The following is an 11,993-nucleotide window of genomic DNA, read 5'->3' as shown; positions in this document are numbered from 1 at the left end:
GTTGCTGCCTGACCTGCCGGCGGCTCTCCCGGCCACCGGCCGGCGATGTCACGCTGCGGATTCAGGCAGGTAGCCGTGCCCAATGAACAACCGTGTGAAGTAGCGGCGCAGCATCGGCAGAGACTGTTCCTGCGACTGGAACTCCGCGCCGCCGAAGCGCACGACCTCGTAGCCGGCCAGATGGAGTTCCCGATCTGCGGCGACCATCTCGGCGTAGCGACGAGGGCTTGCCCGCCCGTCGTCGTCGGCGTAGTGCTGTTTGCCGTCGCACTCGATGACGAGCCGCCAACGGCTGCGCATCAGCAGCAGGAAGTCCATCCGCTGGCGCGGTAGCGGTCCCGGCTCACGCCGCTGGGCCCGGGTATAGGGGTCGTAGTGCAGGTAGACCTGTGGAATCAACGCCGGCAGGTCGAAGCCGTGGTCGTTGAGCAGCTCGCCGTATGCGCGGAACACCTGCCGCTCCGGGCCGGGTGGGTCCGAGGGCTTGCGGTCGCGGTCCAGCGAGCGCCGCAGGCGCAGGTACAGCTGCCGGCCGGCCTCCTGTTCGCTGGTCCCGGGCTCAGCGTGGGTTTCGGTCCACCAGGTGACCAGTTGCCGCCAGCTCAACCCGCTGGGGTCCAAGCCGCGGTCGTAGACGAGGCAGAACTGGCCGTTCTTGCTGATCTCGATGGTGTTGCTTAGCGCGTCGGTCAGCACCAATTCTGGTTTGGGACCGTCCGCGGCGAAGATGAGGTTCTTGAACGGAGAGTCGGCTCCGGTACGCCGGCCGGCGTGCACCTGGAGCAGTCCCCACAGCCGGGGGCGGTAATGCTGCTCGACGACACGTGCGCCGAGCTGACACAGCTGGTCCAGGGTGTAGTCGCTGGTTCGGCTGCGCACGTACGCGCGCTTGCTGGCCATCGCCTCGTCGACGTCGCCATCTTCGAGTCCGAGCGCCCGGCAGACGTCCGGGAGCTTGGTGGCGCTGATCTGCCACAACGTCTCGGCGATCTCGTCGCGCAGCTGCATGGCGTCCGTGCCGCTGCCCAGGTGATTGCGGGCGAAGGGGTCGGCGAGCACGGGTGCGACGCTCACCTGGTGCTTGTCGCCGTTCCCCCATTTCCGGACCCGATCGAACTGCGCTGCGATCACCTGCAGATCCGCCGGCCGAAACAGCCCGACGAACGCGGGATGCACGCGCAGCACCACGGGAACGGGTGCGGGCTCCCAGGGCAGCGATTGCCCGATCTCTGCCTGCTCGGCCAGTGACAGCAGCCGCGCCGCGTGCTGGTTCCCGGCCTGGACCAGCATCTGCGACACGGTGGCTAGCTCCTGGCTCGTCTTGCTATCCACCGTGTCGTCCCTCGGGCACGGGTGTCACTGTAGGCGAAGACACCGACACGGGCCGGGTGCCTGCGTCCCGGTCATGAGTGGTACCGCTGGTGCAGGCGGTCGAAGAACATGCTGAGCAGGTGCTGTGCGGCATCGTCGTTGACGAGCTCGGCGCCGCCGAACCGGTACACCTCGTACCCCTTCAGGCGAAGGTCGCGATCTGCGCGCATCATGTCGGCGTACTGGCGCGGGTTAGCGCGGCCGTCGTCGTCGGCGTAGTGCTGCTTGCCGTCGCATTCGATGACGACGCGGGCCCGGTGAGGCAGGAGCAGCAGGAAGTCCATGCGTTGACGTGGGAGCGGGCCGGGTGCCCGTCGCTCGGTCGCGGTGTACGGATCGTAGTGCAGGTAGACCTGCGGGATCAGAGCTGGGATGCCGGAGCCGAGCCGGACGTAGCGCTCGGCGTAGGTGCGCAGGATGTGCCGTTCGGCGTCGTTGTCGCCGAGCGACTGGTCCAGCCTGCGATAGAGGCTGCGTGAGATGTCCCGCTCCGGCTCGCCGGTCATTCCTTGTCGATCGGCCCACCAGTCGGTCAGCTCGGCCCAGGTCAGCCCGTGTGCGCCCAACGGCCGGTCGTACACCAGGCAGTTGTCGGCGTTGCGGACGAAGTGCAGGTCGTTGTTGACGGCGTCGTCGAGCACGATCTCCGGCTTGGGCCCGAGCGCGGCGAAGATGAGGTTCTTCATGGAGCCGCGCACGCCGGAGCCGATCAGGCGGTAGTCGAAGATCGGGGCGCCGCTGATGGCATCGACCTGGACGATCTCGTAGCCGTCGTGGATCAGTACCTCGTTGAGGAAGTCTCGAAGCTGTTCGACCTCGGCAAGGTTGGTGCGGACCTCGGGGTGCAGCATCTCGACGAGGAAGGCCAGCAGTGCGTCGTCGTTGTCCGCCAGCCCGAACCGGTCATCCCTGAAGATCCAGTCGTCGGGCCAGTCGAGCGGGTTGAGCACACGGTGCTGGAAGATGTCCCGACCGGCGGTGTCGTAGCGTGGGTCGATGCTCGGCATCTGCTCCAGCGGGTAGAGCCGGGCGAGGAAGTCTGGCTCGTCGAGGTCGCCGCTCCAGTGTGCCGTGGGCATAGCGGCGAACCCCTCGACCAGGCGGCGGCGGGTGACGTGGGTGATCCGGCCCGTCGCGGTCGCGCGCTGTATCGGCGAGGACATCATCGGGCCCGGAGTGTACTGATAGCCCCCGTTGTCTTTGGGTTAAAAGCTACGGGCGAGCCTCGCGGCGCTGCTGACCCTGCCCTTCGACCTCCTCTTGGGAGGGCTGGTTTCGCTGGTGGCGCTGCGGATCGTTCGTCCGCACCCGGCGGGCTCAGCGCCGGCAGCCAGTGCCCCGGGCATCGCCACCATCGCAAATCCGGCGGCGTCGTAGCCGCGCAGCTCGCCCGACGGATACACGAACGGCCCGCCGTTGCAGCGGCGGGCCGTTTCACGCTGTGTGCCGTCCCGACCTAGGAAAGCCACGCGCTGAAGTCAAGTGACGATGGTCACAATGCAGACTTCGTGTTCCATTACAACACGTCAGACTCGGTCATCCGGTGGCCTAGGTCACACTCGCCCACACTGATTTGGTGACCTGACCCACATTGCTTCCGCAGCGCGTAGGTGCTTGTAGATGATGTACCTGGTTCATCTGTGACGTGTGGGAATTGGCGGGTTGCAGCCTGCTAAGTCCCTGTTGCCCCTTCCGGGGGGCTGCGCGCCGCAGAGATCCAAGCCGTCCCGACCAATCAATCATGAGGGCTGCCTGCGTCGACAGACGACACAGGCAGCTCCTCACCAAGGGAGCACCCATGCGCAGTACAGCACCCAACGATCCGAAGGCCGTACGGTTCGCGTCGGTGCCGCCCGACCCGCAGTCGGACCAGTCCACCCTGGATCAGTTCGTCGCCCGGCAGGTCGACGGCACCATCAGGCAGGTCGTCCTGAGCGCCACGGCCGCCATCGGCCAGGCCGCGCGCCGGCACTTGGCCGCCGCCGGCACGGGTGCCAGCGCTGGCTGGGCGGTCTGGAGCTACCCGGTGGCCGCCGTGCCGATCGCGATCGCGGTCATCGTCTACCTGGTCGTCGTCAGCAAGTAGGCCAGCGCGGTCCAGAGCGCTGGAGCAAGCGACTTGATCGGCCCGCACCGCCCGGCCCATGCTCGACAGGCCGGGCGGTGGGGCATTCCACACCTAACCAGGGCTGAAAGATCAACTCCTTGGCGTTGGTTTTTTGCTGAAAGCTACGGGCGGGCCCGATGGGCTGATCACCGTGCGGCCCGCCGACGTCGTCCGCGCGCTGGCCCAGTTGCCCGCCCGGGAGCGCTCCGCCGCCGGGTAGGCGACGTCAGACGCTGAGCACCCTCCGGTGGCAGGCAAGGAGCCTGCGTGACGGTGACACGTCCGTTACCGGCACCCCAGCAAGGTTGCGGTCCAGCTCGCGCTGGCGCGTGCCCGCCTTGTCGCGCTGACGTTTCCTGCTTGATCTGAGGCATGTATTCGTCCTCCTTGGCGGAGATTAACTGCCACTTCAGCGGGTAAGTGTAAGTACTATGGAGATGCCGTATCTGCTGCTCAGAGGCTTTGAGTGCGCTACAGTGTCCTTGCGGACCTGCCCCACTCACGTGGATAAGCAGGTCTGCTTGTTTTTGTCCTCAGATGCCCAACGGACCGCCGTTGACGTCGCAGGGCAGCAGGTACGTGGAGTACCAGTGCCACGCGAAGCGGCGGTTGGGTGCCTGTTGGAGCCCCTGGAAGGCGCTCCAGGCAGCTATGTCCGCCATCTGAATCCACTGGTTGGTGGTTGACCCCTGAAACAGTGGGTCTTCGATGATGTTGCGGTGGGCCAGCTTGAGGCCACGATGAGCCTGGATGTAGGAGTGGTCGGTGCCGTCGCCGTCCATGAAGAGGAGGCCGAGTTCGTTGGCGGATCCGAGACGTCCATCGAGGTGGTCGACGAGCTTTTCGTAGACGTTTGCCTTTTCTGCGAAGTATGCGCGGCGATTAGCTGTGGTGTGCCGGTAGACAGTTCCGACCGCCAGGTCGGGGCAGCGGCCGATCTGCTCAAGTGCCATCCGCATGACTTGGCCGCGGTTGCTCTTCCTGCGGTTCCAGGCGGCGTCGGTGCTGGGGTTCCCCTGCCCACTGGCGAAGTGAGTGGAGTGCATCTCGACGGAGGCGGGGATGGCGAACTGGGTGAAGAGCTGCTTGCGCAGGTCGAGCCAACCGCGTAGGCAGGTGCGCCAGCTGCCGATAGCGCACTCGACCCAGGAGTAGACGATCCAGCCGCTCTGCTCTGAGCCGGAGTCATCGATGTAGAACATCCGGGTCGCCCCGGGGGTGTTAGGGCTGGTCACGGGGGGCGGTCTCCTTAATGGTCGGGGCAGGGGCGAGATCAGAGAGCCCTGGGCGGCCTGGACCGAATGGTCGCAGAAGGTAGTAGGTGTTGACGATCCCGTAGCCGGAGGCGCTCAGCGGCTCCGTGCGGCGGCGCCGGCTCTTACTCAGTAGGCCCTGGTCCTCCAACTCGGCCAGCCCACGCTCGGCGGTATCGGCTGACCACCCGTACCAGTCCGGAGTTCTCTCCGTGGGCAGCTTGAAGCCGTTCTTTTCGCTCAGCGCGACGAGCAGCATGGCCAGGCCAGGCAGCTTGAGCTTGTCGCACCAGCCGTCGAGCCAGAAGGCGTGCGGCAACTTCAGGAAGCGGTCCGCCACTGCCTTGCCGTCCGGCCGGGTATACGGGTCACCGCTACCGTCCTCACACAGAAGCCGAACCTGGATCTGGCGTTCCCGGCCACGCCGTCGGCGCTCGATCAGGTCGCGCTCCTCAAGCCTCTGCAGCAGCTTGGACACCGCATTCGAGGCCGATGCCGGAGCCGCGTGTTCCGTGGTGCCGAACGCTCGAGCCCACACCTTGATCGGATGAGTGGTGCTCCACCCGTCGGGGCCGTTGCCGCTGCTGGTTGCGGCCACGACCATGAGGTATGCCTGGAGGGCGCGGAGGTTCTTGGTCCGCACGAACCAGGACAGCGGACCAGACCGGTCCTGGTTAACAGCACCGGAGACGCGGGGTCGCTGAACGAAGGTCCGACGGATAGGGGCAGCAGAACGGCCAGCGCGCTTCAGAATGGCGGCCCGGGTGTCCGCCACACTGGCTTCTCGCTCATCAGGATCGAAGTCATGCACCTCTCCATTAAGCACCCCGGCAGCATCTCGTACCAAGTGGGTAGCCCCGAGGCTGGCTGCCACCACAGCGGGTGAATGTGAGACCGATGAAACTACTTCTACTAGTACCGCTGATAGTTCATATACGAAGCCAATAGCCGACTGCCGGTCCGCGGCCTAAGACTCGCTGCATCAGAGCGACGATCTGGCGTGGGTGGGAGCTGTCCACTACCACCTTTGCGGATGTCCATTTCGTACCTAATATCCGGCCCCTCCTGCCCGACATGGTCTTCGACCTGGCCGACAGGGACTCGATCACCTACTACCACTGCGGGTTGTAGGTCTGCGCTGCCAAACCGCCTTAGGAGCGTTCGCCGGGACCTTCTGCAACGCCTGCCCCTGACCGCGCCGGCGCGGCCTCTACCGGCCTGGCGCCTCGGCGGTCACGCCCGCCGAGGGGGACCGCGCCGGTGCCGGTGGCGCCTCAGCCCACCGGCCCGCCGACGTGACGTCGGTGACGGCGGCCACGGTCGACTGCGGGAATGCCTGGGCCGCGAGCTTCGCCGCGTGAAGGTCGCGATCACCGGACCCGGCAGACGTCTGGCCGGTCCCTGGACGGTCGCCGCGAGCGCCTTCCTCCCTCGTGCCGCCCGTCTCCCGCCACTCACCGTCGACGGTGGCGGCGGGGCGATCCCCGTCGCCGTGGACGTTGCCGTCGGCCCTTACGGCTCCGGCGCCCTGCTCGGTGGCGTAGTCGTTGACCACCCGAAACGCGTACGCGGCGGGGGTATGGGCCCGGTCGACGAAGCCGGGCACCTGTCGAAGCCGGTCGCGCACATCGTGCCCGACGCGCTCCAACTGGTCGAGCTTGTAGGCCAGCGCCGGCCACGCCGCCGAGGCGATGACCCGCTCCGCCCGGTCGGCGGACCACACCTCCCGCACGTGCACCGCCATCGCCTCCTGGCGCTCCTGGGCGGTGCGGCGCCGCTCGCTGGCGTCATCGGTCCGGGCCTCCGCCGGTGGGGCCTCTGCCGGCCGGGCGAGGTCGTCGACGGCGGCCCGGTCGAGCTGGTCGGACAGCCATGCCTCGTCTCCCGGCCGGGCACCGTCCTGCGGGTCGACGTGGACGCCACGCTCGGCGAGCCGCACGACGATGACCCGCTGGGCGGCCTGGGCGCGCGGGTCGACGGCCGCCCACTCGGCGCTGGCCCGCCAGGCCCGCGCGATGTCCTCAGCCGACGCCCGCCGCCACCACGACGGCCGGGTCGCCGGCCGCCACACGGTCGCGCCGGCCTGCTGGGCGGCGCGCACCTGGGCGCGGATGCGACGGGCCTGCTCCTCGCTGGCGCGGGCGGCTCGTTGCAGCTGGGCGATCCGGATCTCGATGGCCGCCTGCGCCAGTTGGCCGGCGGCCTGGATCGCGGCGGTGACCGCCGCGGTGGCTCGCTGGTGGATCTCGGCCATCTCGTTCTCGGCCACTAGCTCGTCCCCCTCAACGCTGCGGATCCCGCTCGACGTTGGGGTCGATGCGGGGCCGGACCGGGTCCGGCACGGTGTGGACCGGCCGCTGCGGCGGCCCGCCCTGGCTCGGCGCCTGCGCCTGGTCGACGAGCTGGGCGCCGTACTGGAGCAGGGGCATCAGGTGTGCGGCGGCAGCAGCAGCGGCGCCGGCGGCATGGGCTTGTTGCTGCGCGGCGCGCAGCTCGGCCAGGGCCACGACGAGCCGGGCCGCCTGGACGACCACGGCGAGCAGGACGGCCGCCTCACCGCCGTCGCGGGCGTGTCCGGCGACCAGCAGCGCGTCCGCGACGCGACCCAACTCCCGGGCCACCGACGACGACGCCGCCGCCGGCGCGCGACGCGGCGGGGCCGCCGCCCGGGCCAGAGCGTCGGCAGCCCGGCTCATCGGACCCCGCCCTGATGGTTCGGTGGCCGCAGCCACCCGTGCCAGTAGCTCGGCGCTGCCCCGCGCCACCGCTGGCCACTGCAACGAGTCCGGAGCCAACCCGGCCAGCCGGCCACTGATCGCCTCCAGCGCGGCGGCCGACGACCGCCACACCGCCATCCGGTCCTCGCCCCGCAGGCTCGATTCCGCGGAATCCGCCGCCTTCCACTGGCCGGCCGAAGGCCGCTCGGCCTCGGGCCACCGCTTGCGGACCTGGGGCAAGCTGAGGTCGCCATCCAGACTCCGCCCCGCGTACCAGGTCGGCTTGCCCGCCCCGGTCGGCCGCAACGCGACGGCGTACCCGACCACCTGTTTCGGGTCCGCCGAAGTCCGCGGGGCGACCAGTAGCCCCGCGCCCTTCATCCGGGCGACCCACTCAGCTTCGCTGCTGGCGCCGGCCAGGGCAGCCCGGACCTGGCGGCGCAGCAGTTCCCGGTCCGGGGCCTGGCCGCTGCGCCGGGCCCGGTCGACCTCTGGCCGGTTCAGCTCCGGCCGCTTCGTCGCCCCGCTCCGGCTGGGCGTCCACTTACCCAGCCCGAACTCATCCTCCAGGAGGTCGGCGACCTGTTGGCTGCGCCGCTTGTCCTGCCGCAGCCACACCGGCGCCCCGTCCTCGGTGGCGAGGGTGACGACCAGGTGCACATGGTCGTTGCCCTTGGCCGACAGGCCGTGCCGCACCGCGATCCACCGGCACCCGGCCCGCTCCGCGTCGCCGGTGAACCCCATCTCGGCCACGAACCTGCCCGCGATCCGCGACCAGGTCGCGTCGTCGAGCTGCCCCTCCTGCGCGGGCAGGCTCAGCGAGCACTGCCACACGTACTGCTGCACCCCGCGCTCGCCGGCGGCGATCTGCGGCGCGTCCAACCGGGCCGCCAGCTCCTCCAGCGACCACCCGCCGCCGTCGCGCTCGCGGCGTTCTGGAGCGAGCAGATCCACATCGTCGTACCCGGCGACCAGGTGCGGATCGACGTGTTCCTCCGCCTTGCCCGGCCCCCACAGGTACTCCAGCAGACCGCGTACCCGGCTGCCGTAGGTCACCTTCGGAATCATCGGCGACCCGTCTGCGCGGCGGCGATCGCGGTGACGAGGTCGTCGGCGCGCGCTGCCACTCTCGCCAGGTACGCCGCCGCGGCGGCCAGGTCCCCGGCCGGTTCACCGGTGGAGTGCAGCCGCGCGACGGCCTGGTTCAGGTTGTGCGCCGCGCCCCGCACCTGCCGGTGAACACCCATCAACTCGACCAGCAATGGCCCTGTCTCCGCAGCGCCGTCCGGACCGGCAGGGGCAGGCACGAGCGGCGCCGATCCGGCCTCCGCCAGGTACGCCGAGGTGGCCATCCGGGCTGCCGCCGCGTTCGCCTCGACCGCCGCCATCTCCGCCTCGGACAGCCGGACGGTCACCCGGTGCACGCGCGGATCGTCGTCGCTGTGGGCACGCCGCCGGCGCTGGCTCGCGCCGAAGCGGACCACGCCGACCTGCGCCGGATCAGCCACGTCGACCACCCTCCCGGCGGACGCTTCCCGCCGTGTATCGGCCGGCCGCAACGCGGCCCGTCTGACCAAAAGTCAGACTTTTACTCCAACTTGCTCCGACGAAGGAGGCTGGTCGTGTGGGCGCGGCCTGTGTCGTTGGGCGAGTCGAGCGCACCTGACGGTGCGCACCATGAACCCACCCAGTGGGGGCCGGAGACGATAGCCGGATGCCGCCCAGCATCAAGGGCGCGCTGCGTCGCTGCGCGATGGGCCTGCGGCCCACCCTTGACCCCGGTCGATGTCCTCGGCTGGCACTGATGGCGTCCCCACCGGCCGGCCGGAGGGGTGGAAAAGCGGTACCCCAAGCATCGATCTTGGCGGCTAAGCTCGGCGTCCACAGCCACCAGAGCACAGTCATCCGGGGGAGGACTTCATGGCCGAACTGAGCGCCAAGGCCGTTCGCGGCGAGACCGAGAAGGCGGCACTGCAACTGCTGCGCGACCGCGCCAACTTGGTCGGCGAGGCGGCCACCGCGCGGCACGAACGCGACCAACTTGCCGCAGCGCTGGTCGAAGCCATGAATCGCTACGCCGCCACGTATACCGCCGCCGTGCAGGGCGGCTGGACGGAGGGCGAACTGGCCAAGCTCGGTCTGGACGCGCCATCGCCCACGCCAGCGCGGCGTCGCCGTGCACCGCGACCGGCGACACCCTCCATGCCCGATGAGCCGGTCCCCATGCTGAGTAAGCCTGCCCAGCCGTAACAGGAACACGTCGACGGCCTCCCTCGCTGCGCGGGGGGAGGCCGTGGTGCTGATTTTGCTCACGTCGTCAAACCCAACGGCGCGCCTTGGGCGCGCATGAACGGGACCGGGTCCACGGCGTTGTTGCGGTTGGCGTGGAACTGTCCTTCTGGAACGTTGAGGTGCACCTCGAAATGCAGGTGCGCTCCGGAGCTGCCGCCGCTGTTGCCCACGAAGCCGATGACCGTGCCGGCGGTGACCTGCTGACCGATCGCCACCTCGGGCCGCTGGATCATGTGGCAGTAGCGGGTGACGGTGTTGCCCGGGTGGCGGATGTCGACGTACCAGCCGCATCCCCGCGCCCTGGTGTGGCCGTCGCGGTCGCACGTGGTGTACCAGTCGCACTTGACCTGCTCGACGACGCCGGTCGCTGCTGCGCGGATCGTGTCGCCTCGCACGTCGGGCTTCGACATGTCCACACCGGCGTGGAAGTTGCGCCCACGCTGGCCGAAGTCGCTGCCGACGGCGGCCCTGATCGGCTGAACCCACCCGCCCGGGCCAACCGGCACTGGGCCGAGATCGTCGGTGCCACACGGGGCAGTCGGTGCACCGCCGCCGATGTCGTCGATGTTCGGCAGGCCGAGCACAAGCGCGGCGAGTTGCTCGGCGTCGCCCTCCCACTTTTGGTACGCCTCCGGCAGGCCGGAGCGTTGCACGGCCTGCGCCGCGTCGGTCAGTCGCATCCGCTGCCAACCGTCGACCTTGACCAACGCCTCGTAGAACTTCGTCGCGGCGTAGCTAGGCGTCATTCGCTCGCGCACGCTGCCCCAACCGGCGCGCTGCTGGAACAGCCCGACGGAGTCATGGTCGCGGCCCACGCCCTCGTGCGGCAGGTTCAGCGACTCGGGCACGTTGGCGTTGGCCAGGTTGCGCAACGTGGACTCCTGCATTGCGGTCGCCAGCGCGATGACGTACCCGCGCGGCGGCACCTGGCGCTGCCGGCCGACCGCGACGATGGTGGCCGCGTTCGTCGTCGCGACGCCGTCCCACCGTCCCGCTCCCGGCTCCGGCGATGACCCCGGCGCCGATGGCACCTCACAGGCGGCGGCTTCCGCGTCCGCCTGGCCGAACATCAGCATCGGCAACCCGACCGTGGCGCCGCACAGCAGCATCACCACGGCCAGCGCCCCGACGCCCAGCGCGACCGGCTTGCGGTCCATCAGTTCACCGACCGGACGAAGTCGTTGCCGGTGACCACCCAGCGGCCGTCGACGGCGGCGAGCGTGACGGTGAGCTTGCCCGCATCCGTGGCCACCTCGTATACCGCTGCGCCCTCAGATGGCGCCTGTGTAGCCACCGGGCGGCCCGTCACCCGTGTCGCTGGCACCCGGGCCGGGTCGGCGGTCCGCAGCGCCTCAGCGAAGCCCTCGTCGCACGTTCGGGCAACATCGCGCCACCACACCGTCGCTGGCAGGTCGGATCGCACCCATGCTGCGGCAAACGCCGCCACGACCGGTGCTGCCTGCGCCGGCGGTGGCGGTGCAGGCGGCGCTGACGCCTGGTCGTGGTCGTCCGTCCCCGGCCGCTCTCCCGCCGCCAACGGCGAGGCACCACTGGCGACGGTCGTCGGGTAGACCGCGCCGCTGCCCTGCCGCGCCGCTGCGTCCGGCTCAGCCGCGGGCGCGCAGCCGGCCATCATCGCCCCTGCGAGAACAACGCCGTGGGCGACGTGAGCCCACCGATGGACGAAGTCGGCGCGCGTGAGTTCACCTGCTCTGCGTGCCATTCGACGCCTCCCCGTGGTGCCCTTTCGCGTCCTGTTGCGGCAGAGCCAACACCATAGATCCATTCACAAACGCAGTGCTACTGTCTGGTACTCGTCGGTGACCTTGACACACGGGGGAGGCATCGGATGACGGGGATTATCGGCGTGCGCTGGTGGAATCACCGGTGAAGGCTGCCCCTGTCGCCGCGTCTCGCACGCGCCCCGGGATCGCCCCAGCGCTGCCCTTCGCGCTGATTCCGCCGAATCTCGACGCCTGGCCACCGGTGTGGTGGGTCGGGTGTCACGGCGGCGCCGGCGTCAGCACCCTTGCCCGACTGGTCGGCTTTGGGCTGGACTTCGGCAAGGGCTGGCCCACGCTGACACCGGCGATGCCGGCGACACAGGTGGTGCTGGTCTGCCGCGCGTCCGCAGCCGGCACCTGGGCTGCGACCGGCGCCATCGAGCAGTGGCGCCGCCGCTCGGGGTTGTCCGCCTCAATGACGCTGCTGGGCGTCGTCGCGGTCGCCGCATCGCCGCGGCGGCCGCCGCGC

The 11,993-nt window shown here is 69.6% G+C and carries 11 protein-coding genes; 3 read left to right on the top strand and 8 right to left on the bottom strand.

Features of this window, described 5'->3' with window-relative positions; translation table 11 throughout:
* Positions 1 to 48: 48 nt before the first annotated feature.
* Together ACZ6N8_RS30070 and ACZ6N8_RS30065 are read right to left on the bottom strand one after the other, a co-directional pair.
* Entirely contained in the window at positions 49 to 1,332 is a 1,284-nt protein-coding gene (locus ACZ6N8_RS30070) for a hypothetical protein (RefSeq protein ID WP_466014289.1), read from the bottom strand.
* A 71-nt stretch (positions 1,333 to 1,403) separates the two neighbouring features.
* Positions 1,404 to 2,534, bottom strand: a complete 1,131-nt coding sequence (locus ACZ6N8_RS30065) for an AbiJ-related protein (RefSeq protein ID WP_466014288.1) — start codon at positions 2,532 to 2,534, stop codon at positions 1,404 to 1,406.
* A 635-nt stretch (positions 2,535 to 3,169) separates the two neighbouring features.
* Between ACZ6N8_RS30065 and ACZ6N8_RS30060 the strand changes: the two genes are divergently transcribed.
* The gene (locus ACZ6N8_RS30060; protein WP_466014286.1) at positions 3,170 to 3,457 is read left to right on the top strand and encodes a hypothetical protein; all 288 of its coding nucleotides are present in this window, start codon (positions 3,170 to 3,172) and stop codon (positions 3,455 to 3,457) included.
* A 554-nt stretch (positions 3,458 to 4,011) separates the two neighbouring features.
* Here ACZ6N8_RS30060 and ACZ6N8_RS30055 read toward each other — a convergent pair.
* From ACZ6N8_RS30055 to ACZ6N8_RS30035, 5 genes are all read right to left on the bottom strand, one after another.
* Positions 4,012 to 4,680, bottom strand: a complete 669-nt coding sequence (locus ACZ6N8_RS30055; protein ID WP_466014284.1) for a DUF3800 domain-containing protein — start codon at positions 4,678 to 4,680, stop codon at positions 4,012 to 4,014.
* A gap of 19 nt (positions 4,681 to 4,699) precedes the next feature.
* Positions 4,700 to 5,542, bottom strand: a complete 843-nt coding sequence (locus tag ACZ6N8_RS30050; protein WP_466014282.1) for a hypothetical protein — start codon at positions 5,540 to 5,542, stop codon at positions 4,700 to 4,702.
* A 399-nt stretch (positions 5,543 to 5,941) separates the two neighbouring features.
* A complete protein-coding gene (locus tag ACZ6N8_RS30045) occupies positions 5,942 to 7,000 on the bottom strand; it encodes a hypothetical protein (protein ID WP_466014280.1) in 1,059 nt (352 codons plus the stop codon).
* A gap of 13 nt (positions 7,001 to 7,013) precedes the next feature.
* Positions 7,014 to 8,516, bottom strand: a complete 1,503-nt coding sequence (locus ACZ6N8_RS30040; RefSeq protein WP_466014278.1) for a relaxase/mobilization nuclease domain-containing protein — start codon at positions 8,514 to 8,516, stop codon at positions 7,014 to 7,016.
* Entirely contained in the window at positions 8,513 to 8,956 is a 444-nt protein-coding gene (locus ACZ6N8_RS30035) for a plasmid mobilization protein (RefSeq protein ID WP_466014276.1), read from the bottom strand. Before ACZ6N8_RS30035 ends, ACZ6N8_RS30040 begins: the two co-directional genes overlap by 4 nt.
* 412 nt (positions 8,957 to 9,368) lie before the next feature.
* Here ACZ6N8_RS30035 and ACZ6N8_RS30030 point away from each other — a divergent pair, with 412 nt between their 5' ends.
* The gene (locus ACZ6N8_RS30030) at positions 9,369 to 9,698 is read left to right on the top strand and encodes a hypothetical protein (RefSeq protein ID WP_466014274.1); all 330 of its coding nucleotides are present in this window, start codon (positions 9,369 to 9,371) and stop codon (positions 9,696 to 9,698) included.
* A gap of 59 nt (positions 9,699 to 9,757) precedes the next feature.
* Here ACZ6N8_RS30030 and ACZ6N8_RS30025 read toward each other — a convergent pair whose 3' ends face one another.
* Positions 9,758 to 10,897 carry a M23 family metallopeptidase gene (locus tag ACZ6N8_RS30025; protein WP_466014273.1) on the bottom strand — a complete coding sequence of 380 codons (1,140 nt, stop codon included), beginning with the start codon at positions 10,895 to 10,897 and terminating at the stop codon, positions 9,758 to 9,760.
* Between the two features lie 718 nt (positions 10,898 to 11,615).
* On the opposite strand from ACZ6N8_RS30025, the gene ACZ6N8_RS30020 reads away from it, so the two are divergent.
* Positions 11,616 to 11,993: DUF6668 family protein (locus ACZ6N8_RS30020; RefSeq protein WP_466014271.1), on the top strand; the 378-nt coding region annotated here is incomplete at its 3' end.

The sequence above is a fragment of the Micromonospora sp. NPDC047521 genome, assembly GCF_055587305.1.
This window is presented reverse-complemented; position numbering and strand designations above follow the sequence as displayed.

Bases quoted from the DNA above. Each gene is read 5' to 3' on its own strand.
- ACZ6N8_RS30065 (WP_466014288.1), bottom strand. From the start codon at position 2,534: ATGTCCTCGCCGATACAGCGCGCGACCGCGACGGGCCGGATCACCCAC.
- ACZ6N8_RS30060 (WP_466014286.1), top strand. From the start codon at position 3,170: ATGCGCAGTACAGCACCCAACGATCCGAAGGCCGTACGGTTCGCGTCG.
- ACZ6N8_RS30055 (WP_466014284.1), bottom strand. From the start codon at position 4,680: ATGTTCTACATCGATGACTCCGGCTCAGAGCAGAGCGGCTGGATCGTC.
- ACZ6N8_RS30040 (WP_466014278.1), bottom strand. From the start codon at position 8,516: ATGATTCCGAAGGTGACCTACGGCAGCCGGGTACGCGGTCTGCTGGAG.
- ACZ6N8_RS30030 (WP_466014274.1), top strand. From the start codon at position 9,369: ATGGCCGAACTGAGCGCCAAGGCCGTTCGCGGCGAGACCGAGAAGGCG.
- ACZ6N8_RS30025 (WP_466014273.1), bottom strand. From the start codon at position 10,897: ATGGACCGCAAGCCGGTCGCGCTGGGCGTCGGGGCGCTGGCCGTGGTG.